We start from the raw sequence: 26903 nt of genomic DNA, 5'->3' as shown, positions 1-26903 counted from the left end.
AATCACCGGTCGAAGGCGTTCCGTGACGGGCGGAACCCGGTGCCGATCGGAGCCGCAGTCCCATGGAAGCCGGTGCTTTCCACCTTCCCGACGATCTCGCGGCCAAGGCCACCGAACAGCAGATCGGGGCGGACGAGCGGCATTTCGCGGCGATCGCGCGCACGCTCGAGGAGTCGACCGCCGAGCTCGAACGACGGCTGGACGCGGCCCGCCGGGCTCCCGGCGGTGCCGGTCCCCGCGCGCTGGAACGTGACCAGGAGGTGCACCACCTGACCGCACGGCTGCGCACGCTGCGGCGCTTCGGGCTCGACCTGTGCCTGGGGCGCACGGTGACGGACGACGGTGAGACCCGGTACATCGGTCGCCTCGGCCTCACAGCGACCGACGGGACCCGTCTGCTGCACGACTGGCGCTCACCCGTGTCCGGGCCGTTCTTCGGCGCCACGCACGGGGATCCGATGGGGCTCGCCAGCCGGCGGCGCTACCGGTGGACGCGCGGCCGCATCACCGACTACTGGGACGAGGTGTTCTCGGGCGAGGGCCTGGAGGGCAACGCGGCGCTCGACGACCAGTCCGCGTTCATCGCCAGCCTGGGGGCGGACCGGTCGCCGCGGATGCGCGACGTGCTGGGCACCATCCAGGCCGACCAGGACGCCATCATCCGGGCCGGGTCGCGGGGCGCACTGGTGGTGGACGGCGGCCCGGGCACCGGCAAGACGGTGGTCGCGCTGCACCGGTCGGCCTACCTGCTGTACTCCGACCCCCGGCTGAGCCACCGCCGGGGCGGCGTGCTGTTCGTCGGGCCGCACCAGCCCTACCTGGACTACGTCGGTGACGTGCTGCCGAGCCTGGGCGAGGAAGGCGTGCAGACCTGCACCCTGCGCGACCTGGTGCCGGGCGGACCGCAGGCGCGCCCCGAGGCGGACCCGGCCGTGGCGGCGCTGAAGTCGGGCCTGGACGTGGTGGGCGTGATCGACGCCGCCGTGCGGTTCTACGAGGATCCCCCGGCCGAGGGGCTGGAGGTCCTCACGCCCTGGGCCGAGGTGTGGCTGGGCAAGGACGACTGGATCTCGGCGTTCGACGCTCCCCCGCCCGGCACGCCGCACAACGAGGCCCCCGAGTTCATCCTCGACGAGCTGGCCACGATCCTGGCCGGCAAGCACCCGGAGGACGACGACGGCAACCGCCCGCCCGAGGCCGCGGTCCGCAAGGCCCTGCGCCAGAACGCGGATCTGATGGACGCGCTGAACCGCGGGTGGCCGTGGCTGGACGCCGCCGACATCGTCGCCGACCTGTTCTCGGTGCCCGCCTACCTGCGGCGGTGCGCACCGGACCTCTCCCCCGACGAGCGGAGACTGCTCGCGCGCAGGGGCGGGGCCTGGACCGTGGAGGACCTGCCGCTGGTGGACGCCGCGCGCCAGCGGCTGGGCGACCCGGAGTCGGCCCGGCGGCGCCTGAAACAGGCGGCGGCGATCGCGGCCGAGGCCGAGCGGCGGGCCGAGGTGGCGGCCGACATCGTCTCGGCCGACCTGGACTCCGAGGGCGCGGTGGCGATGCTGCGCGGCCACGACCTGCAGGACGCGCTCATCGACGAGGCGGGCCGGCCCACCAGTACCCCGGACCTGCTGGCCGGGCCGTTCGCGCACATCGTGGTCGACGAGGCGCAGGAACTGACCGACGCCGAGTGGCAGATGCTGCTGCTGCGCAACCCCTCCCGCAGCTTCACCATCGTCGGCGACCGGGCCCAGGCCCGGCACGGGTTCGACGGGACCTGGGAGCAGCGCCTGGAACGGGTCGGGCTGGACCGGGTGGAGCTGGCGTCGCTCAGCATCAACTACCGCACCCCCGAGGAGGTCATGGCCGAGGCCGAGCCGGTGATCCGGGCCGCGCTGCCCGACGCGAACGTGCCCACGAGCATCCGCAGCAGCGGCCTGCCGGTGGTGCACGGCACGCCCGGCGACCTGCACGACGTGCTGGACGCGTGGCTCGCCGAGAACCCCGAGGGCACCGTCTGCGTGATCGGCGACCCCCGGTTCCGGCCCACGCCCCGGGTGCGCTCGCTGACGCCCGGCCTGGCCAAGGGCCTGGAGTTCGACCTGGTCGTGCTGGTCGACCCGGAGCGGTTCGGCGAGGGCATCGAGGGTGCGGTCGACCGCTACGTGGCGATGACCCGGGCCACGCGTCAGCTGGTGGTTCTCAGCGACTGAGCGCGGCGACCCGTTCGCGGGTGGGCAGGGCCCCGGTCGCCGAGAACGTGGACGTGGCCCGGACCGCGGTGCGCACGGCCTCGCGCAGCGGCGTCTTCTCGGCCAGCAGCACCGCCAGCACACCGCGGAAGCAGTCGTCGGCGCCCGAGGAGTCGATGCTCGCGGCCTCGGGCGCCTCGATCAGTTCCGGTTCGGCGTCCTTGGCGGCGATCACGGCGCCCTGCCGGCCCAGCGGCACCACGACCGTGACCCGCAGCTGCCGGGCGAGGCCCCCGGCCAGGGCCGCGACCTCGGTCTCGTCGCTGTCGCTGCACAGGGCCGCGACCGTGGGCAGGTCGGGCATGAGCACGGTGACGAACGGGGCGAACGTCTCCACCCAGGCCCGCAGCGCCGCGGCGTCGAGGCCGGGCACCGGGGTCGGGTCGAGCAGCACCCGGCCGCGGGCGTGGTAGAGCGCGGTGCGCACCACCTCGGGCGGCACGTCCATCGCCACGAGGAGCACGTCGGCGTTGGCCACCTCGTCGGTGCTGACGTCGGCGGGCACCAGCGGATCGTCGCTGCCCACCCCGACCAGGCCCACCCCGGGCTCGCCCAGGTAGGCCTGCGCGGCCGCGGCCTGGTCGGCGCCGCGGTCGACCACGATGATGCGATTCGTCCTGGTCACAGTGTTCACGTCCCGCCGTGTCGGAATCTGTTGAGCCGAGGCCTTTTCCGAGCCTAGTCAGCTCTGCGCCGGGGTGACGGCGGCCTCACCCGACCGGAGCAACGGGCTGAACCCCGCGATCTCGGTCAGCGCCCCCACCCCGCGCCGCACCGACTCCGCGAGCAGATCCGCCCCGGCCTGTGCGTTCGCCCCGGTCGGGTCGCCGATCACGCCGGAGCCGAAGTCGTCACTCGTCCAGCCGAAACTGACCGGATAGCCGTTGAATCCGATGTACTCGCTCTCCGCCACGAAATCCGGCACGTTCCGCTCGGCGAGGCCCAGATCGACCAGGTCCGGGCGCAGGTGCATGACCAGGGACGTCTCCCCGAACCCGGCGTGGATGCCCAGACCCCGCTCGTCGGGCTCCCCTTCGGCACCCCGCCCCGCCCGCTGCACACCGGCCGGCATGCTGAACGTGGCCAGGCCGTAGCGGCGCCGGAGCTCGCGCAGCGCCACCCCGAGCAGGGCCGTGTTGCCGCCGTGCCCGTTCACGAACACCACCGTGCGGGCCGGGGTCGCGGCGATGGAGCGGCCCAGGTCGACGAGCGTCGCCCAGAGCGTCTCGGCCGACAGCCACATCGTGCCCGGCGCCCAGGCGTGCTCGTCCGACTTGGTGTAGGTCAGCGTGGGCAGCAGCCAGAGGTCGAGCCCGTGCGAACGCCCCTGCACCACGGCCGCTTCCGCCACGCTACCGGCGATCAGCGCGTCGGTGTTCAGGGGCAGGTGCGCACCGTGGTGCTCGATCGCGCCGGTGGGCAGCACGATGATGGACGACGCGGTCAGCTCGGTCGCGACCGCGGGCCCGGACATCTCGTCCAGTTTGTAGCGGCCGCTCACGCCTGCCGCCCGGTACGCACGGTGTGCTCCGGCTGGAGCTTGCCCGGGTTGAGAAGCCCCAGAGGGTCGGTGGTGCGGGCCAGTTCGGCCGTTCGGCCGGGCTGGTAGTCCACGTACCACTGGTGACAGTTGTGGAAGCCCACGCCGAGCTCGGTCAGCCGGTCGAAACCGGCGTACACCTCGTCGGCGCTGGAGTAGATCCCGGCCAGCATGCCGATCGGGCGGCCCTTCTGGGCCTCGATGTGCAGCATCCCCCCGACGTACACCTCCTGGACCTCCGCGATCCGGTCGACCAGCGCGTCCCCCGCGACCTCGACGTGGAAGTACTTGCCCGGGAACGACTTCTGCAACCATTCGATCGGGTGGTTGTACGAGATCCGGCTCATCTTCAGCATCGCCTGCGTGCCCTCGCGCACCAGCTCGACGCGTCCTTGCGCCTGCTCGATCAAAGCGGTCGCGGCGTCGAGCGACGCGAGATCGATGATCGCCCGCAGGCTGGCCCGGCCGGCCGGGATGCCCTCGTCGGCGGGCAGCGCCTCGGCCAGCGGCACCGGGTCGGCCGAGACCAGCCGGGGCGTGGGCTCCAGCTCCGCGAACGGCCGGATCACGCTCAGGGCCTGCTCGAACGTGTCGAAGCTGGCGAACAGCCCGCGCCAGGGCTGCAGGGGCTCCAGCGCGATCGTGGCCCGGGCGATGATCCCGGCCGTGCCGTAGTTGTGGATGTAGGGCTCGGCGTCCGCCCCCTTGACGTGCACCAGCGTCGCGTCCGCACTGGCGTGCACCACGTCGAGCGCCAGGGCGAAGTCCTGGTGCAGCATGCCGTGCCGGATCGAGCCGGTGCCGCCGGAACCGCCCGAGAGGAAGCCCCCGATGCTGGAGTTCGCGGTCGACGGGTACATCAGCACCTGCTGGCCCACGGCGTTGGCCTCGTGCTCGATCTTGGCCATCGGCACCCCGGCCTCGACCACCATCCAGCCCTCGCCGATCTCGAGGATCGCCCGGGCCCGGGTGGTGTCGAGCACCAGACCGCCGCTCATCGGGATGGCCTGGCCGTAGTTGCCGGTTCCCTTGCCGCGCGGGGTGATCGGGACCTGATGACGCACGGCGGCCGCGACCGTCGCGGCGATCAGTTCCGCACTGGTGGGCCAGGCGACGAGCTCCGCGCGGCCCAGGGGCAGCTGCTCGACGATGATCGGCGAGAGCCGGGCGCCGTCGATCGAGGCCCGGTCGAGGGCCGCGTCGTCGAGACTGACGTTCTCGTCACCCAGCAGGGTGCGCAGTTCGGCCGCGAGGGCGGCGACGTCGCTCACTTCAGCCCGATCGTCTGGTCGAGGAACTCGTTCGTGAAGAGGTCCTCGGCCTTCAGGCCGTCCTTCGGCGGGGTGTTGCCGGCGGTGAAGATCGGGGTGTCGATGTCGATGATCTTCTGGATCCGGGCGGCGTCGAAGTCACCGATGTACTCGTTGTCGCCGTTGCTCACGATGCCCTCGGACCGAAGGGTCTTCGCCGAGTAGTCGGCCACGCCCTGGCTGTAGACCCAGCCGTTGTTGAACTCGGTGACCAGGTCGAGCACCAGCTGGTTGGTGGCGGCCGGGTCGGCGAAGTAGTCGACCTCGGCCTGCTGAAGCACCGGGACGAGCTTCTTCAGGCAGGCGCTGTCCTTCTCCAGGTCGGCGGTGCGCACCGTCATCGCCGAGGAGTAGAACGGGTAGCCGGCGTCGTGCACCAGCTGGTACTTGACCGGCTTGCCCCAGGCGTCGACCTCGTTCTGGTAGATGAACGGCTCGGCGCTGGCGAAACCCTGCTGCGCGTCCTTGCCCTGGGCGGCCGCGAACTTGGCCGGGGTGCCGTCGTAGGTGCCGTCGACCACACTCTTGTCGAGAATGCCGGCGCTGGTGAGGTATTCCATGTAGGCGGCGCCGCCGAAGTACCGGGTCACGCCGCCCTTGGCCTTCAGCGCGTCGCTCAGCGAGGCGATGTCGGTGACGTCCGGGTAGGTCGCCGGGTCCCACATCACCATCTGCGGGCTCTTCTCCAGCGGGGCGAACACCGCGGTGATCGGGTTGTCCTTCGACATCCGCACCGCCTCGTCGGTGTTCACGTATCCCAGCATGATGTCCTTGTCCTGGTACATCTGGCTGGTCACGGTGGAGTAGCCGATCGCCGGCCCGCCGGAACGGATCTCGACGTTCACCCCGGTCGACCTGCCCTCGTGCATCAGGGGGCCGGAGACCGACTTCTGGTCGGCGTCCACCGTGTAGTCCTTGCCCAGCAGCTGGTACAGGTGGCCGTGCTCGGCCTCCGGGTTCCAGTCGGTCTGCAGCACCACCGTGGCCGGGCAGTCGGCCGCCAGGTCCAGGGCACCGGCGGCGGCCGGGGCGGCGGTGGCGGCCCCGTCGCTGGAGCCACCGCAGGCGGCGAGGGCGAACACGGCCGTCAGGGACAGGCCCGCGGCCAGGGAACGACGCATCATGTCAGTTGTCCTTCGGTGAGAATCAGTTCTGGTCGGCCCATTTGCCGGTGACCAGCCGGCCCAGCAGACCGAACAGCAGGAAGACGACGACCCCGAGCAGCGACGCGGTGATGATGGCCGCGAACGTGCCGGCGCCGTTGAGACGGGAGTTGGAGACCTGGATGAGCACGCCCAGTCCGGGGGTGCCGCGCTGGAAGAACTGGTCACCGACGATCGCGCCGATCACCGCCAGCCCGGCCGCCGTGCGCAGCCCGACGAAGATGGCCGGCAGCGCCGCCGGCAGCTGGAGCTTGACCAGGGTGGTGAACCGCCCGGCCCCGTTGAGCCGGAACAGCTCTCGTTGTGCCCTGTCCACCGAGGCCAGGCCGAACAGGGTGTTGGAGACCAGCGGGAACAGCGCGATCATCACGGTCACGATGACGCGTGAGGTGAACTCGTAGCCGAAGATGGTGCCGATCAGGGGCACGATCGCCAGGATCGGGATGGTCTGCAGGATCACCGCGTACGGGTACAGCGAGTGCTCCAGCCAGCGGGCCTGCGACATCAGCACGGCCCAGGTCATGCCGATCGCGGCCGCGATCACCAGGCCGGTCGCGGTGACCACGACGGTCTGGAACAGGTTCTCCAGCAGCTGCTCGCGGAACATCCCGTCGGTCACCGCCTCCTGGAACACCAGGTGCGGGTAGGGCACGACGAACGCGAGCTCCTTGCCCCGGTCGTACCAGGCGGCGATCGCGTACCAGAACGCGACGACCAGGCCGAGCACGACCGTGGGCTGCCACCAGTGGATGCGCTTCATCGGTGTCCTTCCCGCAGCGCGTGGGAGATCTGGCCCACCAGGGCGGCGAACTCGGGGGTGAAACGGATGTCCGGATCGCGGGGCAGGTCGAACGGCACGTCGAAGGAGGCGCCGATCGTGCCCGGCCGTCCGGACATCACGAGCACCCGGGTGGAGAGGTACACGGCCTCGGCCACCGAGTGGGTGATGAACAGCCCGGCGAAGTTCTGCTGCACGAAAAGCCTCAGCAGCTCGTCGTTCAGGCGTTCGCGGGTGATCTCGTCGAGGGCCCCGAACGGCTCGTCGAAGAGGAACAGTTCCGGGTCGAGGGTGAGCGAGCGGGCCAGGGAGGTACGCATCCGCATGCCGCCGGACAGCTGCCGGGGCAGGTGGTTCTCGAAGCCGGTGAGGCCGACCAGCTCGATCGCCTCGGCGGCCCGCCGGGCGCGTTCGGCCCTGGGCACGCGGTGCAGTTCGGCCAGCAGTTCCACGTTGCTGCGCACCGAGCGCCAGGCGAGCAGCGTGGCGTCCTGGAAGACGTAGCCGATGCGCCGGGACTCCACGGACGCGGTGCCGCCGGAGATCTTCTCCAGGCCGGAGGCGATGCGCAGCAGGGTGGACTTGCCGCAGCCGGAAGGCCCGACCACGGAGACGAACTCGCCGCGGTTGACGCTCAGGTCGACGCCGGTGAGGGCCTCGGTCGAACCGAACCGCATGGACACGTCACGGAAGTCGAGCAGTGGGGGCGTCTCGACGGTCATTTCACTACCTTCAGAACGCGGAACGGTGGACGACGGATGAGCTCGCGACGAGCACGCCGCGGTGGATGACGCGACGCTCGGCCGGGGCGGCGGCGACCACCTCGGCCAGGTTGGCGCCTCGGACGGCGAGAAAATCGGCGGCCCGGCCGGTCTCGGCTCCGGCGGGCGGCAGGCCGAGCACCGCCCGGGCCCCGGTGCTCACGGCGTCGTAGGCCTCGTCGAGGGTCAGGTGACCGGCGGTGATCAGGAGCGAGGCGGTCTCCAGGGCGTCGCCGCGGCCCATCGGGTTGAACGGGTCCCGCAGGTTGTCGGCGCCGCCCGCGACCAGCACCCCGGCGTCCAGGAAGGCGCGCAGCGCGGTCAGGCCGCGCGGGGTGCTCACCGGGTGGTCCCAGCCCTGGAGGTAGAGGTTCGTGACGGGCAGGCTGATCACGCCGATACCGGCCTCGCGCACGGCCTCGATCGTCGGCGCGAGTTCCTGCGGGCTCTGGGTGCCCTGACGCACGCAGTGCCCGGCCGAGCGGATCCGGCCCGCCGGCCAGTCGCGCACCCGCCGGGCGTAGTGACCGAGTGTGGGCTCGTGGGTGAGGTTCTCGTCGGTGTGGATGTCGGTGCCGACCTGCCGCTCGTGCGCGATCGCGAGCAGCCGGTCGAGGTCGCGCAGCGGGTCGGGGGCCAGGTGCGGGGCGCCGCCGACCAGGTCGACCCCCAGGTCGAGGGCCGCGTGCACGGTCGCGTCCGGGGTGTCGGGGGCGGCCAGGGCCACGATCTGCAGGTCGACCAGGTGCCGCACCTGATCGCGCAGGCCGGTCAGGGCCTCCACGCCGCGCAGGGGCTCCGGGCCCGGCAGCAGGTCGACGTGGGTGCGCACGGCCGTGGTGCCGGCCTGCAGCATCGTGCGCAGCGCGGCGGTGGCCCGCGCGGCGATGCTCTCGGTGGTCATGGTGCGGCTGTGGGCCCGCCAGGAGTCGATGGCCCGGCCGAGATCGCCCATCGGCGGCGCGATCTCGTCCCACGACAGGGCCTTGTCGAGATGGGCGTGCGGCTCGGCCGGGGCCGGGAGCAGCAGGAACCCGGTGAGGTCGAGGTCGTCCTCACCCACCCCCGTCACCCCGGTGGCCGGGGAGACGGACGTGACCACCCCGTCCGCCATGTCGACGTTCACCACCCGCCCGTCGGGCAGCGTGGCGCCGATCAGGCGACCGAGCTTGCGGTGAAGGGCCGTCACGCGTGCTCCCGTTCGGATGGTCGGTGGTCACGGCCCGCCGGGACGTCCGGCTCGTGCGTAGGATGGCCGCGCAATGTTCCTGAGAGGAACATCTGCGAACTTAGACACTGCGCATTTCCGTCATGTCACACGCGACGTCGTCGCTGTTAACGCCTGCGCTGGAGGCGATCACCGTGAGCGAGCCCCCGAATCCCCTGGGTGCCCGGATCCGCCGGGTCCGCCGCTCGCGCGGTCTGACGCTGGCCCAGCTGGCCGTCGCGGCCGGGCTCACCCACGGCTTCCTGAGCAAGCTCGAACGGGGTCTGGCCAGCCCGAGCATGGCCTCGCTGGGCCGGATCACGGTGGCCCTGGGCACCAGTCAGGTCGAGCTGCTGGCCGGCGACGAGCGGGACGTGGAAACGACGCCCGGCGCACCGGTTCCCGAGGCGGTGCACCGCGCCGGCGAGGGCCCCACCGGGCTCTACGGCCTGGGCCGGGCCCGGCTGCTGACCACGGGCGACCGGCGGCTGCAGCCCCTGCTCTTCGAGGGGGAGAACACCGACCCGGGCGAGTTCTACCAGCACGCCGAGGACGAGTTCATCCACGTCACGGCCGGAACCGTGGTGGTCGACCGGGGGCCGCAGGGCGTCGTGACGCTGGGCCCGGGCGACTCGCTCTACCTCGGCGGCGGCACGCCCCACCGCTGGAGCACGGGCGGCCCGGAGGTCTACCGCCTGTTCATCGTCAAGGAGAACCCGCGCGCGAGCTCCCTCTCGTCGAGGCCGACCAGCTCGTAGTCGCGCACCACCACGCGCCCGGCGACCACGACGTGACGCGGGCGGCGGCCCGGGTTCGCCCACAGCAGGCCCGCGACCGGATCGGCGACCCCGGCGTCCGCCACCCCCGACACGTCCCAGACGCACAGGTCGGCGGCCGCACCGGGCCGCAGGTGCCCCAGTTCCGGGCGCCCGAGGCCCGCCGCCGACCCCTCGGTGGCGCTCATCAGCACCTCCCGCGCACTCAGCGGACGGCCCACCAGGGCCGAGACCTGCATCGCCAGGCGGGCGTCCGCGAGCAGGTGCCCGGCGTCGTTGCTGCCGCCGCCGCTCGTGCCGAGCCCGACCGGGACCCCGGAGTCGAGCAACGCCGCGACCGGGGCGACGCCCCAGCCCATCGGCACGTCGCAGCCCGGGGCGTGGGTCGCGGTGACACCCCGGTCGGCCAGCCGGGAGATCTCGGCCGGGGTGACGTCGCACAGGTGCGCCAGGGTCACGTCGTCCGCCAGCCATCCCCACTCCTCGAGCAGGTCCAGCGGACGGCGCCCGTAGCGCGCAGCCGCGATCTCGACGTCGACCTGCTCGTTGGCCTGGGTGCGGCGCCGCAGGCCGAAGCGGGCGGCGACCTCGGCGAGCGCGTCGAAGGTCTCGCGCCGGTCGCTGTGCACACCGGCCGGGCCGACGGCGAGCTGCAGCAGGCCGTCGTGGGTCTGGGGCAGGAGGGCCTCGGCGATGCGCGTCGCCGACTCCCCGGCCACCTGCGGGTCGTCACCGGCGCTGCCGCGCACGAACACCAGGCGGGCGCCGAGCTCACGGGCGGACGCGGCGGTCGCCTTCGCCAGACCCACGTCGTCGCAGCCGGTGGGCCAGGTGAGGTGGTGGTCGGCGAGGGTGGTCACCCCGCTGAGCAGGGCCTCGGCGACACCGACGGACGCGGCGGCACCGGTCAGTTCCGGATCGACCCCGGCCGCGCGGTAGGCGGCCGCCATCACCCCGAGCCATTCGCCCATCGGGACGCCGCGGGTGCCGGGCAGGGTGCGGAACGCGGTCTGCAGGAGGTGGTGATGGGCGTTGACCAGGCCCGGGGTGACGACGGCGCCCTCGGCATCGAGGGTCTCGGACCCGGTTCCCGGCGGGGTCGGGGTGTCGCTCCGGTTGTCCGTGATCCGGCCGTCCACGGCGACGACGTCGCCCGTCGTCTCGGTGGTCCGGTCGACGAGGACGCGGGTGGCGCCGGTGATCGTGAGCACCGGCGTGTTCTACCAGATGCGTTGTCCGGCAATGTTTCGGAGGCCGCCGTGGTCCTCGGGTGCAGTGCGGGCACCCGTCACCGGCGACCGGAGCCCGCTGCGGGGAGATAGCCTCGCAGCGTCGGTCAGGCTGTGCCCGGCGGTGTCAGGCGGTGTCAGGCAGTGTCAGCCAGTGCCTGGCGGCGTCAGGCAGCGGCACGGTGAAGGGAGCGGCCGTCCCCACGCGTCCACACCTCGATCTCGTGCGCTGGCAGGCCGGCCTCGGCACCTTCGCCGTTCCCCAGGCCGCCGCCCCGATCGCCTTCGCGCTGCTGGCCCGGCCGCTCACCGGTTCGGCCCGGTCCGGGGCCGCGCTGGTCTTCGCGATGACGCTGTCGCTGGTGCTGTTCGGGGTCCCGGTCACGCGTCTGGGGCGGCGCTTCGACAGCGTCGCCTACCTGCGCGGCCTGCTCGTGATCCGTACCACGGCCCTGGTCTGCCTCACCGGATCGGCCTCGCTGCGGGCGCCTTTCGTGACCCTCATCGCCCCGGTCGTGGTGGTCGGGGCCGTCAACGGGGCCGCGTACGCCTACCAGCGGGCGCTGCTCAACCACCTGGTCGCCCCGGGCGCCCGGCCGCGGGCCGTGGGAGTGGCCACGACGCTCAACGAGGTCGCGTTCGCATCCTCCCCCGTGCTGGCCTCGACGCTCGGGGCGGTGTCCCCGGTCGGGGCCATGGCCGTGATCACCCTCGTCGGTGCGGGGCCGCTGGTCCTGACACCGCGCGTCCGTGCTTCAGCCCCCTCGGCTCCGGTCCGGGGCACCGGGGCGGGGCGGATCCCGGCGCAGGCCCTGGTCTGGTTGTGCTGCGCCGCCGCGGGCAGCGCCGTCGTCTCGAGCGTCGAGGTGGGGGCGGTGTCGTTCGCCCTCGGTTTCGGCCTGGACGCGGGCTGGGCCTTCGTGTTCGCCACGACCCTCTGCCTGGGCTCGGTCACTGGTGGGATCTGGGTCAGCGTGCGCAACCGGGTGCCCGGCACCGGGCGGGTCATCGGCCTCCTGACCGTCACGGCCGTCGCGGCCGGGGTGCTCCTGGTCAGCGGGCACGTCGTGGTCAGCCTGCTCGGCGCCGCCACGATCGGGTTCGTCCTGCCCGGCCTGGGCACCTTCTACTCGCTGCGGCTCGACGAGCTGGCCCCGCCCGGCCGCGGACCGGAGATGTTCGCGTTCCTGCGGATGGCCAACGCCGCCGGGATCATCGTGGTCAGCGGCCTGCTCGCGGCGCTCGGCCTGCGCAGCGCGGTGCTCGGCGGCCTGGTGCTGCTCCTGCCGGCGCTGGGCGCCGCGGTCGCCGTCCGGCTCGGCGAGCGGGTCCCCGGGGCGGCCTGACCGCCTCTCACCAGCACCGACCGCAATTGTCACGGATCCGTACCGTCCCCTAGCGTGGGCCCATCTCGTACCGAAACAGGCAGGGAGTGGAATCGGTGGCAACCGACGGGGCAGACGTCACCCCGCTGCGTCCGGTGGCGGAGCTCCGTCAGTACCTGCAGGACTGTGAGACCCGGGCCCGCAGCGGCCTGACGTCCTCCGGACTGCAGTACTCGCAGCAGCAGGCGGCCCAGGCGTGCGAGCGGCTCGGGGTGCGGGTGTCCGCGCGGGACATCGACGCCTGGCTGATGGCCGTGCCGGTGACCGTCCCACCCGACTGGGAGCCTCTCTGGGCGCTGCGGCGGGTCTGGGCGCAGTGGGCGGGTGAGCCGGCGCCGTCGAACGCCGACCGCGACGCGCTGATCGAGATGTTCTTCCGGGCCCGGGCGCTGCGTGAGCGCCCCGACGAGGCACTCGAGGCGAACACCGCACCGCAGCCCGTCGTGACCCCGGCGCCGGCTCGGCGGGGTCTGCCCCGCCCGGCCTGGATCGCGCTGGGCCTGGTCGCGGTGCTCGGCGTGGCGCTCGTGGTGTGGCTGCCCCTGCGCTCGTCCTCGTCGCCGTCCTCGTCCTCGCCCGCGGCCCCGTCGTCCCCCGCCGCGTCCTCCGCCCCCCAGGCCTCCCCGACGGCCGCCGCGGCGACCGTCGCGCCCGAAGACCTGATCGCGTCCGAGGACTTCGCCGCCGGCGACGCCACCCCGTGGCCGTCTCAGTGGGTGCAGGGCATGAACCCGCCCTCGGGGGCGCGGGGCACCACGTCGGTCGAGAACGGCGTGGGCGTGCTCACGACGTCGAGCGAGCCGTCCGACGCGAACCGCGTCTCCCGGCGCCTCGACGTCCCCCCGGCGCGCAACGCGTCCGTCAGCCTGAACTTCGCCCTCCGGGACGCGCTCGACTGCTTCCCGCAGATCTACGTGCGGGCCGACTCGAAGCTCGACACCCGCACCGGTTACAGCCTGGCGTTCGAGGAGAGCGGTTACGTGCTGCGGGGTTCCCGGGAGTACGACGCCGAACTCCTCGGGTCGCAGGCGTTCTCGTTCGCCCTGAACACCTGGTACTCCGCCCGCCTCGACGTCCACGGCACCCGGGTCCGGGCCAAGGTCTGGCCCCGGGACGAGACCGAGCCCCGGGGCTGGGCCATCGACGTCACCAGCGACCGCATCACCGCCGCGGGCGCCGTGGGGCTCACGCTCGCCGGGAACACCGAGAAGCGTTCGTGCAGCTGGATGGTGGACGACGTGACGGTCGCCCGGTAGCCGTCGCGCCACCCTCCAGCTCCGCCTCGGCGGCCGGGGAACGTGTCGTGCGCGAGCTGCGGGTCGAAGGTGCTCATGAGCGCGACACCAACGGCACCGCCGCCCGGAAACCGGCACCGGACAACCACGTCCGTAAGCCCTCGGCCCCCGGAGCCCGTCGGGAGACCCGATCGCGGCCGGCCGGGGCCATGACCGATTGTGCCGCTTTGTCGGACCGGGCCGCGTCGGTACGCTCAGTCCGTCGGATACCCCGAACCGGGTGGTACCCGTTCCGCCGTTCTGGGAGTCACGCCATGTCCGCCACGAAGCCCCCGGGCTACGACGCCCGTCCTGCCGAACCGGAGGGGGCGAACCGCCGTGGCGCACACCGCCCGCGCACGAAGCCGGCCGGTGCGATCCTGCCGGTGGTGGCCGGGGTCGCCGTCGTGCTGCTGGCGATCGCCGGTGTCGTCACCGTGATCGGGAACCGGGGCAGCGAGGCCACCAGCTCGGCGGGCAAGCAGGGGTTCAGCGAGGACACCGACACCGCGGCAACTCCCGGGGCGTCGGGCGGCACCCAGGCGCCGGGCGATGACGAAACCGCCACCGAGACCGAGAAGGCCGCCGACCAGAGCATCGAGGTCGTGGTGTGGAACTCCCTCGACATCGAGGGCCTGGCCACCGATTTCAAGAACGACCTCGAGGCCGAGGGCTGGACGATCGACTCCGTCGACAACTCCCCCGAACGGAATCTGGCCACCACGCAGATCTACTACGGCGACGCCGACCTGGAGGCCACCGCCGAAGGGGTGCGCACGGCCCTCGACGACCTCGGCGAGGTCACCGAGAACGCGGACGTGAACCCCGGCAAGATCACCGTGGTGCTCGGCCAGGACACGCAGGACTAAGCCCGCAGCAGGGTGCTCAGCCGCCGTCGTCGCGCCGCCTCCAGACCGCCCGCCGTGAGGTAGCCCGCGGTGTCGAAAGACCCGGCCCACCGGTGGATCCAGGGGATCCGGTCGGCCAGCTGCCGGTCGATCTCCTCCGGCGAGGGCACCGCCAGGTGCTGCTCGCTCCACACCCCCCGGTCGGGGGCGTACACCCAGCCGTGCCCGGGGTGGTCCGCCGCCCCGCGCCATCCCGCCTCGTAGTCGTCGGCGATCGCGGTCGCCGTGGCGCCGGCCAGCTGCAGGAGCATCGCGCTGATCATGCCGGTACGGTCACGGCCACCCGTGCAGTGGATCAGCACCGGCCCCGGCGCCTCACCGATCGCGCGCAGCACCCGCAGCACCCGGCCCCGGGCGAGCCGCGCATTGTCGGCCCACGACCGGGGATGGTCCAGCCACGGACCGCAGACCTCCAGGAACGCTCTGTCGTCGGGGTCTTCGGTGGGTGCCGCGACGATCGCGACGTCCTCGTACGCCGACGCCGAGACCGTCGGGTACCGCGGGCTCCGGGCCGTCTCGAACGGCGCGTTCCGCAGGTCGATCACCGTGCTCAGCCCGGCCGCCCGGGCCGCCCGCCAGCCCTCGTCGGTCAGGTACTCCCGGGCCCCCGAGCGCAGGACCCGGCCCGACCGGGTGACGCCGCCCCCGGCCAGCTCCCGGCCGCCGAGATCACGCAGGTTCCGGGCACCGGGCCAGGACGGGTCGGCACGGCCGGGCACGCAGTCTCCTGTCCGTCAGATGTCGGGACATCTCGGAGGCCTACGTTATCAATGCGTGATCCGATTTATCCGGAACTTTCTGGTTTTCGAAGCCTGCGCCGGTTAACAATCACGCCAGCACCGTTCCACCGTCATCGCCGACGAGGAACTCGCCGGCCTTGAGCGTCGCCGGTCCCGCAGCCTGCGGGCACCGGGATTCCGCACCCGCAGCGTTGCGGGTGCCAGGGGGAGGTCCGGACGAATGCACAGACGATCGATGGTTGCCCTGACGCTGGGAACAGCGGCGGTACTGACACTTTCGGCCTGTGGTGGGTCGAGCTCGGACGACCCGTCCACCGACGGCGGCTCGGACGCGAAGGTCGGCAAGGTGGGGGTGATCCTGCCCGACACCGCGTCCTCGACCCGGTGGGAGCAGCAGGACCGCCCCGAGCTCACCGCCGCGTTCCAGGCGGCGGGCGTCGAGTCCGACATCCAGAACGCGCAGGGCGACAAGAACAAGTTCCAGAGCATCGCCGACGGCATGATCAACGAGGGCGTGAGCGTGCTGCTGATCACCGACCTGGACGCCGGTTCCGGCACCGCGGTGATCAAGAAGGCCACGGCGGCGGGGATCCCGGTCATCGACTACGACCGTCTCACCCTGGGCGGCGGGGCCAAGTACTACGTCTCGTTCGACAACGTGGCGGTGGGCACCGCGATCGGCGAGGGCCTGGTCAAGTGCCTGAAGGACGACGGGGTCACCTCCGGTGGCGTCATCGAGCTGGACGGGTCCCCGACCGACAACAACGCCACCCTCTTCAAGGAGGGTTACGACAAGGCCATCAAGGACGCCGGTTACACGGTCGCCGCCGAGCAGGCCGTCGCCGACTGGGACAACACCGTGGCCGCCACCAACTTCACCCAGCTGGACACCAAGACCAAGGGTGAGTACGTCGGGGTCGCCGCCGCCAACGACGGACTGGGCGGAGCCGTCATCTCGCGGCTGAAGGCGAACGGCACGGCCGGCAAGATCCCGGTCACCGGCCAGGACGCGAGCATCGAGGGCCTGCAGCGCCTCCTCCAGGGCACCCAGTGCGTCAGCGTCTTCAAGGCCGTCAAGAAGGAGGCGGCGGCCGCCGCCGAGCTGGCCATCGCGCTCGCGAAGGGTGACACGGCCGCGGCCGACGCGGTGGCCACCGGCACCGTGCAGGACACGGAGCTGAACACCCCGGTCAAGTCGGTGCTGCTGACCCCGGAACCGATCTTCCAGGACAACGTCCAGGACGTGATCGACGGCGGCGGCACCACCGCCGACAAGATCTGCACCACCGAGGAACTCAAGAAACTCTGCACCGAGCACAACGTCGGCTGACCGGTCCCGGACGCGGCGTCGCGGGATCCCCGGGTCCCGCGGCGCCCGCACGACTACGCTTCAGGAGCGGTGATGACGGAAGAACCCACCGGTGAGCCGGTGCTCAGCCTGCGGGGCGTCAACAAGAGTTTCGGTGCCGTGCACGTGCTCAAGGACGTCGGTCTCGACGCCTGGCCCGGCCGGGTGACCGCCCTGGTGGGCGACAACGGCGCCGGGAAGTCCACCCTGGTCAAGGCAATCGCGGGGATCTACGGCTTCGACAGCGGCCAGTACCGGTTCGACGGCCGGGACGTCGAGGTCGGCTCCCCGAAACAGGCTGCGGCACTGGGGATCGAGGTCGTCTACCAGGACCTCGCGCTCTGCGACAACCTGGACGTGGTGCAGAACATGTTCCTGGGCCGCGAGATCCGTTCCGGCCTCACGCTCGACGAGCTCGCGATGGAGAAGCGGGCGTCGGAGACCCTGGCCGGGTTGTCGGTGCGCACGCTGTCGTCGGTCCGGCAGAAGGTCTCCCGGCTCTCCGGCGGCCAGCGCCAGACCGTGGCCATCGCCAAGGCCGTGCTCTGGAACAGCAAGGTCGTCATCCTGGACGAGCCGACCGCGGCGCTCGGGGTGGCCCAGACCGAGCAGGTGCTGCAGCTCGTGCGGCGCCTGGCCGACAACGGCCTCGCCGTCATCCTCATCTCCCACAACATGAACGACGTGGTCCGGGTCGCCGACAGCATCGCGGTGCTCTACCTCGGCCGCACCGCCGCCCAGTTCGAGGCCAAGGACGTCACCACGACCCGGATCGTCGAGCTCATCACCGTCGGCCACAGCGGCGACGTCGGGCTGGCCCCGGAGATCACCGAGGAGGACGTCGCGTGACCACCACCGTTCCCCGCCCCGAGCTCATCGCCGAGAACGGCGGGGCCCGGGCCGCGTTCCAGGGCTACCTCGAGCGTCTGCGCGGAGGCGACGTCGGGTCCGTCCCCGCCGTCACCGGGCTCGTGGCGCTGGTGCTGTTCTTCAGCATCGCCCGGCCCGACAGTTTCGCCACGACGCGCAATTTCGCCAATCTCCTGGTGCAGGGTGCGCCCATCATCTTCATCGCCATGGGCCTGGTGTTCGTGCTGCTGCTCGGCGAGATCGACCTGGGCGCGGGTTTCACCGCCGGCACGGCCGCCGCCGTGGTCGCGGTGCTGATGACGAACCACGGTGTGGCCTGGCCGGTCGCGGTGGTGGCGTGCGTGCTGACGGGCGCCGCGATCGGGCTCGTGCTGGGCCTGCTGGTGGCCCTGCTCAACATCCCGTCGTTCGTCGTGACCCTGGCCTCGTTCCTGGCCCTGCAGGGCGTTCTGCTGCTCGTCATCGGGCAGGGCGGCACCATCCCGGTCAACGACAGCACGATCCTGTCGCTGATGAACGACAACCTGCCCCCCTGGCTCGGCTGGGCCGGTGTCGCCGTCATCGTGGCCGGTTACGCCGCCCTGGCCCTGGCGGGTTCCGCCCGGCGGACGCGATCCGGGCTGGAGGCGCCGCCGGCCGGCGTCCTGGTGTTCAAGATCGTTGCCCTGGCGGTCATCCTGGCCGTGGTGACGTTCCTGCTCAACCAGGAACGGGCCGTCAACCCGACCGTGCGGTCGCTCAAGGGGATCCCGGTCGTCGTGCCCGTCACCATCGTCTTCCTGCTGGTGCTGACCTTCGTGCTGAGCCGGACGGCGTTCGGCCGGCACGTCTACGCCGTCGGCGGCAACGCCGAGGCCGCGCGCCGGGCGGGCATCACCGTCCCGTGGGTGCGGATCTCGTGCTTCGTCATCAGCTCGTCCCTCGCCGCGGTCGCCGGGATTCTGTACGCCTCGTACAACAACTCGGTCTCCCCCACCACCGGCGGCGCCTCCACCCTGCTCTACGCCGTCGGCGCGGCGGTCATCGGCGGCACGTCGTTGTTCGGCGGGAAGGGGCGGGTGATCGACGCGATCATCGGCGGGCTGGTGGTCGCGACCATCCAGAACGGGCTGCTCCTGATCACGAGCCAGTCGGGGGCGCAGTACATCGTCACCGGGGCCGTGCTGCTGCTGGCGGCCAGTGTCGACGCGATCTCCCGGCGCCGGGTGGCCGCGACGGGCCGATAGGTTCGCTCCCGATGGACATCCCGGGTGCCGTCGCCTCGGCCGTGCTGCTGCTGTTCCTCGTCGCCGTGTCGGTCCTACTGGGCCTCGAGGTCTGGCGGCAGCGCCTCCGGGTGAGCACGAACGGCGTTGCGCCGCCGGCGAAACAGGACCGGTCGGGGTCGGTCTGCTCTACAGCCCGGTGCCGAGGGGCAGCGTCAGCGTCGCGTGCTCCAGCACGCGCGGGTCGTGGGTGGAGGTCACCACCAGGGCTCCCTCCTCCACGGCCGCGAGCACGGCATCGATGACGCGACGGGCGTTGTCGTCGTCCTGGTGCGCCGTCGGCTCGTCCAGCACCACCAGGGCGGAACCGAGCAGCAGCGCCCGGGCGACCGCGACCCGCTGCTGCTCACCGACCGACCCCAGCCCGACCGCCCGGCCCGCCAGCACGTCCACACCCAGGCGGTCCAGCACCTTCTCGGCCACCCCGGCACCGACCGGCCGCCCGGCTGCGAGCGCGGGCAGGACCAGGTTCTCCACGCCGGTGAGCTGTTCCAGCAGGGCCAGACGCTGGGGCACGACGGCGATGCGCGACCAGTCGGTGATGTCGGCCGTGGCCACGCCGTCGAGCGTCACCACCCCCTGGTCCGGACGCTCGAACCCGGCCACCAGGTGGCACAGCGTGGACTTCCCCGAGCCGGAGTGTCCCGTGAGCGCGACCAGCCGGCCCGGACCGGCGCTCAGGTCAACGTTTTTCAGCACCCCGTGGGTCACGGCGCGCACGGTCAGGAGATCGCTCACGGGTTCACCTCCGGAGCCTTCAGCACGACCTGACCGTCGACGATCCGCACCCGGGTGCGCCGTCCGGGGAACAGGGCCAGGGCCTCGGGCGGCAGCTGCAGCCGGCCGGCCGAGTCGATCACCGCGTCGGCCTCGCGGGTCTCGAGCAGTTCGGCGCCCGAGCGCTCGGCCGAGAGCACGCCGTGCCGCAGGTGCAGCACACGCGGCAGGCGGCGCAGGGCCCGGGGGTCGTGGCTGGAGACGACGCAGGTGGTGCCCGAGGCCGCGACGGTGGTCAGGGCCGCCAGCACGCGTTCGGCGTTGTCGTCGTCCAGCTCGGCGGTGGGTTCGTCGGCGACCACCAGCGCGGGCGCGTGGGTCAGGGCCGCGGCGACGGCCAGGCGCTGCTGCTCACCGCCGGACAGGCGGTTCGGCCGGGCGGCGGCGCGGTGCGACAGGCCGAGCAGGTCGAGGGCGGCCTCCGGTTCGAGGCCGTCGGGGCGGCCCCGGATCATGGACGCCTGCCGCAGGTTCTCGATGGCGGTCAGGTGCGGGAAGAGCCCGTGCGCCGGGCGCTGCGGCACCCAGGCGATGCTGGTGCGGCGCAACGTCTTCAGCACCGAGGCGCGGGCCTGGGTGACGTCGGTGCCGAACAGGGTGACCGTGCCGGCGCTGGCCCGGTCGCGCAGCGCCAGGATCGACAGCAGCGTGCTCTTGCCCCCGCCGGACGGGCCCGCGATCGCGGTGATGCCGCCGGGCGGGAAGTCGACGTCGACCCCGCGCAGGGCGTGCACCTCGCCGGAGACCGCTCGATAGATCCGGACCACGTTGCTCAGGCCCGCGGTGCGGGACTCAGGCGTCGTCACGAAGCACCTCCGCGGGTTTCAGGGTGGCCGAGCGGCGGGCCGCGACCCAGACCGCGGCGGCGGTGACGGCGGCCGCCGCGAGCACGCTGAGGAGCAGGGGCACGAGCGGCACGGACACGTCCATCGCCGGGGAGAGTGTGGGCCCGGGCTCGACCAGGCGGGGCAGGAGCGTCATCACCACGCCGAAGGGCAGGACCAGCACGGCGAGCGCCGCCAGGCCGGTGAGGGCGAGTTCACCGGCCCGCAGCCGCACCAGGCGGGCGGGGCGCACCCCGAAACGGCGCAGCACCAGGTCGACCGGGGCGGCGCGGGCGACGCGGCGGTCGACCGCGACCACCACCGACAGCCCGGCCAGGGCGAGAGCGGCCAGCCCGAGCACGATCTGGTAGGTCGCGGCCCAGCCGCTGGAGGTGAGCACCGGGGTGGCCCGGGCCTGTTCGATCGAGGTGAGCGCCAGGGGGGTGATGTGTTTCCCGTCCAGGTAGGTCTCCAGGGCGGCGGCCGGACGGGACGACCAGAGCCATGTGGCGTAGGTGCCCTGACCGCCGATGTTGCCCGCGATCGAGGGGTTCTGGCGCTTCCCGAGGATGTCGAGCCGGGTGAAGAGCGAGCGGGCGTCGAGGACCACGGTGGGACGCGTGGCTCCGGGGAAGGCGGTCAGGTCGGCCTTCGCGATGAGCTGGAGCTCCTGGGCTCCGACCGAGACGGTGCCGCCCCGTCCGGGCTCCCGGCCGGGTATCCCGACCAGCAGGGCCGGGAGGACACCACGGACGGGCTCGTCGAACTTCCGCAGGGCCTGACGCGCCTGCGCCAGTTCCGGCCCCACGCCCCAGAGTGCCACCGCCGGAAGGGTTTCCGGGTTGACCACCAGGATGTCGACGTCGGTGTAGTCGGGCTGCAGCTGGGCGCGGGCGCGCCAGACCACCGCCAGGCCGTCGCCCAGGCCGGGGGCCGGCCCCTCCCCGCCTCCCAGGTCGGGCGAGTTCGGGACGTGCGCGGCGGAGGTCGCCCCCGCCAGCACGGCGGTCTTGTCGTGGACGGACGCGTGCACCACGTCGGCGGAGACGAGACCATAGGCCAGCACCCCGACGCCGATGGCCAGGACGACCACCAGATCGGTCACCGCCACGCCGGTGTCGCGCAGGCCGCGCAGCACCAGCCGGTCGACGCCGGCGCCCCCGGTCCCGGTCGGGCGGCGCCGGAGTCTCGTGCCGAACGCGGCCAGCCGCACCAGCAGCAGACTGCCACCGGCCAGGACGAGGATCGGCAGCACCGCGGACAGCGGGTCGGTGTAGGAGGCCCGGCCGTCGCGGGCCAGCACCGAGCCGACGGCGAGCACGGCGGCGCCGAGCAGGAGCGGCAGCCAGAAACCGCCCGCGCCCCCCGGGCTCCGGAGCGGTTCCCGCCCGGCGAGGCGGCGCCCGATCGAGCGGGCCTGCAGCACGGTGACGACGGCGTTACCGGCCAGGGTGACGAGGGCGACCAGGGCCGCGGCGCCCAGCGTGGTGACGATCGCGTCCGCCCCGAGACGGCTCTGCGGGCCGAGGAACGCGAAGGCCAGGTAGGCCGCGAACGCACCGGCGAGGGCACCGATCACGGCCGGCAGCAGCAGTTCCAGGGCGCTGGTCGCGACCACCGCGCGCAGAGGTGTTCCCAGCCCCACCAGCAGCTCGTTCTCGCGACGGCGGCGCTGGGCCAGGGCCCGCAGGGCGATGACGACCGCGGCCAGCCCGAGCGCGGCCCCGGCCAGCGCGATGCCGCGCCCCTGCTGGGCGGCCGTGCGGGCGTCGGCCTCGGCCTCCGCGTAGAGCGCGGGCAGCCCGCTCTCCACCCGGGGTTCGACGCCCTGGCCGGCCACCGCCTTCCACAGGTCGCTCGTCAGGTCCCCCGGGCCCAGGCGGAGCTCCTGCGCGCGGGTGGCCGCCTGTTCCAGCCGGTCCAGGGAACGCCCGTCCTGCGAGAGGTCGGCCGAGTAGGTCCAGTCCGGGATCTCGTCCGCGGCCTTCAGAGCACCCTGGACGGTCTCCTCGTCGCCGATCATCAGCAGGGCCGTCAGCGGGCAGCGCGACGGATCACCCGGCAGCCGCGCCGCCAGGGCCGAGAAGTAGCGGCCGGTGGGCACCCGCCCGTCGGGGGCGGTGCGATACGTGCCGGCCAGCGTGACCGTGGACGCGACGGTCGTCGGGGTCCCGGGCTCCAGCCCCAGGGAACCGCCGCCCGAGCCCGGGCCGTTGCAGCTGGCCAGGGTCGGCCCGTCGTCCAGGGTCTTGCCGGCCCGGAAGGAGTCTCCCGGCTCGAGACCGAGCTCGGTGGCGAGCCCGTCGGGCAGCCACAGCCCCTTGGCCCCGCGCCGCCCGCGGACCACGTCGAGGGCCTCGACCGCGCCGGTGCGGTGGTAGAGCACGGCGACCTTGCGCCGGTCTCCGACCCCGAGGAAGGGCATCGGCTGGTAGATGTCGTTCTCCCAGGACCCCGACCACACCGAGGTGACCACCGGGTCCAGCCAGGGCACGTCGTCCAGCATCTTCGTCACGGCGACGCGGGTGTCGTCCCAGAGCCGCCCCGGCAGGATCAGCGTCAGCGCCGCCTGCTGGTTGGCCTGTGTGTTGTGGGGCACCGTGGCGAGCTTGCGCTCGAGCGAACCGTTGGCCGTCGCCCGGCCGAACAGGGGCCCGGCCGCGACCAGCCCGGCCAGCAGGGCCACGCTGATCGTGAGCATCAGCGCCAGGGAGCCGCTGCGCAGCAGGCGCCCGGGCGCGCGGCGGAGCAGGGGCCAGCCGACGCGCATCGCGCTCCTGAGGACGTGGACTGACGAATTCCCGCAGCCTAGAACCATGGGCAGGCACCCTGGACGTTTTTGCCCGAATTGTTACCGTTCCGCAGGGGAGTGCCGGGTCAGTCGATTGACGCAAGCGACCGGGCGCGGCGCCGGGTCACAGTCGAGATCGTCGCTCCGGCCACCACCGAACGGAAGATCGCCATGACCACAGCCCCCACCCCCGTCCTGTTCATCCACGGCCTGTGGCTGCACGCCTCGTCCTGGCAGCCCTGGGTCGACCTGTTCGCCGAGCGTGGCTACGCCCCCTCGGTGGCCGCCTGGCCCGGTGACGGCGACACGGTCGAGGCCTCGCGGCTCGCCCCCGAGGCCGTCGCCGGTCACGGGATCGACGACGTGACCGCGCATCTCAAGACGGTGATCGACCGGCTGCCGTCGCGGCCCGTCCTGATCGGGCACAGTTTCGGCGGGATGCTGGCCGAGAAGCTGCTGGGCGAGGACTATGCCGTGGCCGCCGTCGGCATCGACGCCGCCCAGATCAAAGGCGTTCTGCCGCTGCCTCTCTCGGCGCTGCGGGCAACCTTGCCGGTGTTCCGCAACCCGGCCAACCGCAACCGCGCCGTCAGCCTGACGGCCGCCCAGTTCCGGTTCGCCTTCGGCAACGCCGTCAGCGAGGAGGAGTCCGACGAGCTCTACGCCCGCTGGAGCGTGCCCGCCCCCGGGAAGCCGCTGTTCGAGGCCGCCGCCGCGAACTTCTCGCCGAACTCACCGGCCGCCGTGAACACCGGCAACGAGTCGCGCGGCCCACTGCTGCTGGTGATGGGAGGCCGCGACCACACCGTGCCCGAGGCCGTCACCCGCTCCAGCTTCAAGCAGTACCGGCACTCCTCGGCCGTCACCGACCTGCTCGGCTTCGACGACCGCGGGCACTCCCTGACCATCGACAGCGGCTGGCGCGAGGTGGCCGAGTCGTGCCTGACCTGGCTCGGGAAGCAAGGTCTCTGATTCACGCGAGCAGCTTCAGCAGCTCGGCCCGGGTGCGTACCCCGACCTTGGGATAGGCGTGGTAGAGGTGCGATTCGACCGTGCGCGGCGACAGGTACAGCCGGTCGGCGATCGCCCGGTTGCTGAGGCCCTCGCCGACGAGCAGGACCACCGCGCGCTCGGCGGGCGTCAGCGTCGCGAGCGCGTCGTAGGCGGCGGGCGTCACCACGCCACCGGCGTCCCGGATCTCGTCCTGGGCGGTCGCCAGCCACATCTTGGCACCGGTGGCCCCGAAGGCGGGCAGCGCCAGTTCCAGCTGGGGAAGAGCGTCGCGGCCCTGTGCCCTCAGCCAGCGGGCGTACGCGAGATGGGTGCGGGCACGCTCGTACGGCCAGGCCACCCCGCCCGGATCGGCCAGGGCCGCCCGGTAGTGCGACTCGGCCGTCGACGCCGACGCCAGCCGGGCCCGGGCGTGCTCGAGCAGGGCGTTCAGCCGGGGCGAGACGGGCCCGGCGTACCGCTGACGGGTGGCCTCGAGGATGCGCCGGCCCTCGGGGGCCGAGCCGGTGCGGGCGAACGCCTCGGCGAGATCGGCCAGGGCGTAGACGGATTCGCGGGGATGGGAGGCGGGACCGGCGAGCTCGGCGAGGATCGAGGCGGCCGACGGGTGGTCGCCCGCGACCAGGGCGGCCACCCCCAGGGCGTGCCGGGCGCGGGTGGCGTAGACCCGGGCCTCGTGCGGATCGACAGCCCGCAGCGCGTCGGCCGCGAAGTGCCGGGCGTTCTCACGGCTGGCCGCCCGGGAGGCCGCGATGTAGGCGTGGGCCGAGGAGATCGCAGCGAAGAGCATCGGGTCCGGGTGCTCTTCGACCAGCGCCTCGCCCGCGTGAACGGCCTCCAGGGCGTCGTCCCACAGGCCCTGGTCGATACGGGCCCAGGCCGACAGGGCCAGCACCCGCGCCTGCCGGGCGGGTGGCCCACCGGCCAGGCGCGCGCGGTCGGTGGCGGTGTCGAGAAGCCTTCGGGCCAGAGCGGTCTCATCGAGCCGGGCCGCGAGCGCGGCCAGGGACACGACCGGGCCGTCCGTGGTCAGCTCCGGGGAAAGAAGTTCCGGGGTGAGACCTGAGGACGTCCCGGGGAGTTCGAGACTCCGGTCCACCAGGGTGCCCGCCGGGTTCGCGGCCGGCGGACGCACGGTGCCCCAGACCCGCCGGGCGGCCGCCTCGAGCGCGGGGTCGCCGACGTGGGCGACGACGGTGGCGGTGAGATCGCCCAGCTCGGTGAGCAGGGACCCGGGGACGGATGACCAGCGGCCCAGGGCGTCGACGAGCAGGTGCGCGGCCCGCGCGGGTTTGCCCGCCCGCGTGAGTTCTTCGGCCTCGAACAGGGCGACGGCCGCGTTCGTGGTGTCGTCGTCGCGGTGCCGCCGGGCCTCGCGGGCATGGTCCAGGGCCCGGTCGGTGGCGGACTCGGCGGCGGCCCGGCCGGCGGCGCGCAGCAGCAGGTCGGCCGCGTCGGCCGGGTCGGGGGCCAGGCCCGCGGCGAGGGTGTAGGCGGTGGCCGCGGCGCCGTGCCGGCCGCGCGACTCCAGGGTCACGCCCACGGCGTGGAGGGCGTCACGGGCGGCGGCGTCGGGTGCCACGGCCGCGGCCGCGAGGTGGGTCAGCACCCGTTCCGGCCGGCCGGCGAGGTAGGAGACGAGGAAGGTGTGGGCCCGGCGGCGCTCCTCGGGCGGGGCGGCGTGGTAGACGACCGAGCGCAGGGTCGGGTGCCGGAAGGCCAGGCGCTGCGGGGGCCCGACCAGCAGGTCGGCGTCGATCGCCTCCTGCAGGTCGCTCAGGCCCAGGGCCGGGCCGTCGATCTCCGGGGTGTCCAGGGCGGCCGCGACCAGCAGAGCGTGACGTGCCGGGGCGGAGAGACTTTCGACCGGCGCCCCGAACGAGCGGGCCAGTCGTTCCGGGACGCTCCCGTCGTGCCCCTCCGCACCCGTGCGCCGGTTGGCGAGTTCCACCAGCGCCAGCGGGTTTCCGGCCGACTGCAGCAGCACGCGGGTGCGGTGCGCGCCGGTCGGGCGGGCCGGCTGCGCGTCGAGGAGGAGCCCGGCCGTCGTCTCGTCGAGCGGCTCGAGCTCACGCACCAGCCCGGCACAGCGCTCCAGCGACGACAGAGGCCCGGACGACCGCCCGAGGAACAGCATCGAGAACGGCTCACCCTGGATCCGGCGCGCCCCGAACTCCAGCACGCCCAGGCTCTCGGCGTCGGCCCAGTGGGCGTCGTCGAGCACCACCGTGACCGGGCCGGTCGCGGCGGCCTGGGACAGCAGGGTCAGGCAGGCGACGCGCAGCGTGAGCGGGTCGGGCGTACCGGTGGTGTCGGCGAGCGCGAACGCGTGCTCGAGGGCCTGGCGCTGACGCTCGATCAGCGTCCCCGCGGCGGCCAGCAGGGGGCGCAGGGTCTGGTGCAGCGCGGCGAAGCGGATCCTGGTCTCGGACTCACTGGCCCGGCCCCGGATCACCCGGTGGCCGGCGGATTCCAGCCCGGCGGTGACCGCCTGCGCGAGCGTGGACTTGCCCAGGCCCGCGGCCCCGGAGACGAGGGCCACCGAACCCGAGGGCCGCAGGTGGGTGACCACCTCGTCCACCAGCACGGAACGCACGAGAAGGCTAAGCACGCTGGGGCTCCGCTCGATCTGCCGGGATCCGGTCGACTCCGCCGATCGCGGGAGATCTCAGTGATCCTACCGATTCGTCGACATCACCC

At 73.0% G+C, this 26903-nt stretch carries 22 protein-coding genes; 9 read left to right on the top strand and 13 right to left on the bottom strand.

Features of this window, described 5'->3' with window-relative positions:
- Positions 1-62: 62 nt before the first annotated feature.
- Positions 63-2207, top strand: coding sequence for an RNA polymerase recycling motor ATPase HelR (helR, locus tag J2S57_RS24125; protein ID WP_307246894.1), 2145 nt, complete (start codon positions 63-65; stop codon positions 2205-2207).
- On the opposite strand, the gene J2S57_RS24120 is transcribed toward helR, so the two are convergent.
- The 7 genes from J2S57_RS24120 to J2S57_RS24090 are packed head-to-tail and all read right to left on the bottom strand — an operon-like array spanning position 2197 to position 8987.
- Positions 2197-2871, bottom strand: coding sequence for a PfkB family carbohydrate kinase (locus J2S57_RS24120; RefSeq protein WP_307246892.1), 675 nt, complete (start codon positions 2869-2871; stop codon positions 2197-2199). The two genes, helR and J2S57_RS24120, sit on opposite strands and share 11 nt — an antisense overlap.
- A 57-nt stretch (positions 2872-2928) precedes the next feature.
- Positions 2929-3720, bottom strand: a complete 792-nt coding sequence (locus J2S57_RS24115; RefSeq protein WP_370882702.1) for a creatininase family protein — start codon at positions 3718-3720, stop codon at positions 2929-2931.
- Positions 3721-3743: 23 nt separating this feature from the next.
- The gene (locus J2S57_RS24110; RefSeq protein ID WP_307246888.1) at positions 3744-5057 is read right to left on the bottom strand and encodes an FAD-binding oxidoreductase; all 1314 of its coding nucleotides are present in this window, start codon (positions 5055-5057) and stop codon (positions 3744-3746) included.
- Entirely contained in the window at positions 5054-6220 is a 1167-nt protein-coding gene (locus tag J2S57_RS24105) for a substrate-binding domain-containing protein (protein ID WP_307246886.1), read from the bottom strand. Before J2S57_RS24105 ends, J2S57_RS24110 begins: the two co-directional genes overlap by 4 nt.
- A 22-nt stretch (positions 6221-6242) precedes the next feature.
- Entirely contained in the window at positions 6243-7019 is a 777-nt protein-coding gene (locus J2S57_RS24100; RefSeq protein ID WP_307246883.1) for an ABC transporter permease, read from the bottom strand.
- Positions 7016-7759, bottom strand: a complete 744-nt coding sequence (locus J2S57_RS24095; RefSeq protein WP_307246881.1) for an ABC transporter ATP-binding protein — start codon at positions 7757-7759, stop codon at positions 7016-7018. The genes J2S57_RS24100 and J2S57_RS24095 overlap by 4 nt, the downstream gene beginning before the upstream one ends.
- Before the next feature lie 10 nt (positions 7760-7769).
- The gene (locus J2S57_RS24090; protein ID WP_307246879.1) at positions 7770-8987 is read right to left on the bottom strand and encodes an amidohydrolase family protein; all 1218 of its coding nucleotides are present in this window, start codon (positions 8985-8987) and stop codon (positions 7770-7772) included.
- A gap of 173 nt (positions 8988-9160) precedes the next feature.
- Between J2S57_RS24090 and J2S57_RS24085 the strand changes: the two genes are divergently transcribed.
- A complete protein-coding gene (locus tag J2S57_RS24085) occupies positions 9161-9763 on the top strand; it encodes a helix-turn-helix domain-containing protein (RefSeq protein ID WP_307246877.1) in 603 nt (200 codons plus the stop codon).
- Here J2S57_RS24085 and J2S57_RS24080 read toward each other — a convergent pair.
- Entirely contained in the window at positions 9694-10992 is a 1299-nt protein-coding gene (locus J2S57_RS24080; protein WP_307246875.1) for an amidohydrolase family protein, read from the bottom strand. The genes J2S57_RS24085 and J2S57_RS24080 overlap by 70 nt on opposite strands.
- Positions 10993-11144: 152 nt before the next feature.
- On the opposite strand from J2S57_RS24080, the gene J2S57_RS24075 reads away from it, so the two are divergent.
- The 3 genes from J2S57_RS24075 (at position 11145) to J2S57_RS24065 (ending at position 14538) form a co-directional block, all read left to right on the top strand.
- A complete protein-coding gene (locus tag J2S57_RS24075) occupies positions 11145-12356 on the top strand; it encodes an MFS transporter (protein WP_307246872.1) in 1212 nt (403 codons plus the stop codon).
- Between the two features lie 95 nt (positions 12357-12451).
- Complete coding sequence (locus tag J2S57_RS24070; RefSeq protein ID WP_307246870.1) at positions 12452-13651, top strand: hypothetical protein; 1200 nt, start codon at positions 12452-12454, stop codon at positions 13649-13651.
- Between the two features lie 293 nt (positions 13652-13944).
- Positions 13945-14538, top strand: coding sequence for a LytR C-terminal domain-containing protein (locus J2S57_RS24065; protein ID WP_307246868.1), 594 nt, complete (start codon positions 13945-13947; stop codon positions 14536-14538).
- Here J2S57_RS24065 and J2S57_RS24060 read toward each other — a convergent pair.
- Entirely contained in the window at positions 14535-15296 is a 762-nt protein-coding gene (locus tag J2S57_RS24060) for a tyrosine-protein phosphatase (RefSeq protein WP_307246866.1), read from the bottom strand. The genes J2S57_RS24065 and J2S57_RS24060 overlap by 4 nt on opposite strands.
- Positions 15297-15537: 241 nt before the next feature.
- Between J2S57_RS24060 and J2S57_RS24055 the strand changes: the two genes are divergently transcribed.
- The 3 genes from J2S57_RS24055 (at position 15538) to J2S57_RS24045 (ending at position 18761) form a co-directional block, all read left to right on the top strand.
- A complete protein-coding gene (locus tag J2S57_RS24055) occupies positions 15538-16647 on the top strand; it encodes a sugar ABC transporter substrate-binding protein (protein ID WP_370882504.1) in 1110 nt (369 codons plus the stop codon).
- Between the two features lie 72 nt (positions 16648-16719).
- Positions 16720-17514 carry an ATP-binding cassette domain-containing protein gene (locus J2S57_RS24050; RefSeq protein WP_307246862.1) on the top strand — a complete coding sequence of 265 codons (795 nt, stop codon included), beginning with the start codon at positions 16720-16722 and terminating at the stop codon, positions 17512-17514.
- Positions 17511-18761, top strand: coding sequence for a sugar ABC transporter permease (locus J2S57_RS24045; protein ID WP_307246860.1), 1251 nt, complete (start codon positions 17511-17513; stop codon positions 18759-18761). The genes J2S57_RS24050 and J2S57_RS24045 overlap by 4 nt, the downstream gene beginning before the upstream one ends.
- A 168-nt stretch (positions 18762-18929) precedes the next feature.
- On the opposite strand, the gene J2S57_RS24040 is transcribed toward J2S57_RS24045, so the two are convergent.
- Genes J2S57_RS24040 through J2S57_RS24030 form a run of 3 tightly spaced genes read right to left on the bottom strand, consistent with a single transcriptional unit; the run spans position 18930 to position 23171 of the window.
- Positions 18930-19538 (bottom strand): ATP-binding cassette domain-containing protein, encoded by a 609-nt coding sequence (locus tag J2S57_RS24040; protein ID WP_307246858.1) that lies wholly within the window; start codon positions 19536-19538, stop codon positions 18930-18932.
- Positions 19535-20383, bottom strand: coding sequence for an ABC transporter ATP-binding protein (locus tag J2S57_RS24035; protein WP_307246856.1), 849 nt, complete (start codon positions 20381-20383; stop codon positions 19535-19537). Before J2S57_RS24035 ends, J2S57_RS24040 begins: the two co-directional genes overlap by 4 nt.
- Positions 20370-23171: a hypothetical protein gene (locus tag J2S57_RS24030; protein WP_307246854.1), complete on the bottom strand. Its 2802-nt coding sequence runs from the start codon at positions 23169-23171 to the stop codon at positions 20370-20372. Before J2S57_RS24030 ends, J2S57_RS24035 begins: the two co-directional genes overlap by 14 nt.
- Before the next feature lie 192 nt (positions 23172-23363).
- Here J2S57_RS24030 and J2S57_RS24025 point away from each other — a divergent pair, with 192 nt between their 5' ends.
- Positions 23364-24164 (top strand): alpha/beta hydrolase, encoded by an 801-nt coding sequence (locus J2S57_RS24025; RefSeq protein WP_307246852.1) that lies wholly within the window; start codon positions 23364-23366, stop codon positions 24162-24164.
- A gap of 1 nt (position 24165) precedes the next feature.
- On the opposite strand, the gene J2S57_RS24020 is transcribed toward J2S57_RS24025, so the two are convergent.
- Entirely contained in the window at positions 24166-26814 is a 2649-nt protein-coding gene (locus J2S57_RS24020; protein WP_307246850.1) for an AAA family ATPase, read from the bottom strand.
- Between the last annotated feature and the right edge of the window lie 89 nt (positions 26815-26903).

Source organism: Kineosporia succinea (genome assembly GCF_030811555.1).
Taxonomy (GTDB): domain Bacteria; phylum Actinomycetota; class Actinomycetes; order Actinomycetales; family Kineosporiaceae; genus Kineosporia; species Kineosporia succinea.
This window is presented reverse-complemented; position numbering and strand designations above follow the sequence as displayed.

Excerpts from the sequence above, each read along its gene's own strand:
- J2S57_RS24095 (WP_307246881.1), bottom strand. The coding sequence starts at position 7,759 with ATGACCGTCGAGACGCCCCCACTGCTCGACTTCCGTGACGTGTCCATG.
- J2S57_RS24065 (WP_307246868.1), top strand. The coding sequence starts at position 13,945 with ATGTCCGCCACGAAGCCCCCGGGCTACGACGCCCGTCCTGCCGAACCG.
- helR (WP_307246894.1), top strand. The coding sequence starts at position 63 with ATGGAAGCCGGTGCTTTCCACCTTCCCGACGATCTCGCGGCCAAGGCC.
- J2S57_RS24055 (WP_370882504.1), top strand. The coding sequence starts at position 15,538 with ATGCACAGACGATCGATGGTTGCCCTGACGCTGGGAACAGCGGCGGTA.
- J2S57_RS24115 (WP_370882702.1), bottom strand. The coding sequence starts at position 3,720 with ATGTCCGGGCCCGCGGTCGCGACCGAGCTGACCGCGTCGTCCATCATC.
- J2S57_RS24050 (WP_307246862.1), top strand. The coding sequence starts at position 16,720 with ATGACGGAAGAACCCACCGGTGAGCCGGTGCTCAGCCTGCGGGGCGTC.
- J2S57_RS24105 (WP_307246886.1), bottom strand. The coding sequence starts at position 6,220 with ATGATGCGTCGTTCCCTGGCCGCGGGCCTGTCCCTGACGGCCGTGTTC.
- J2S57_RS24025 (WP_307246852.1), top strand. The coding sequence starts at position 23,364 with ATGACCACAGCCCCCACCCCCGTCCTGTTCATCCACGGCCTGTGGCTG.
- J2S57_RS24030 (WP_307246854.1), bottom strand. The coding sequence starts at position 23,171 with ATGCGCGTCGGCTGGCCCCTGCTCCGCCGCGCGCCCGGGCGCCTGCTG.
- J2S57_RS24100 (WP_307246883.1), bottom strand. The coding sequence starts at position 7,019 with ATGAAGCGCATCCACTGGTGGCAGCCCACGGTCGTGCTCGGCCTGGTC.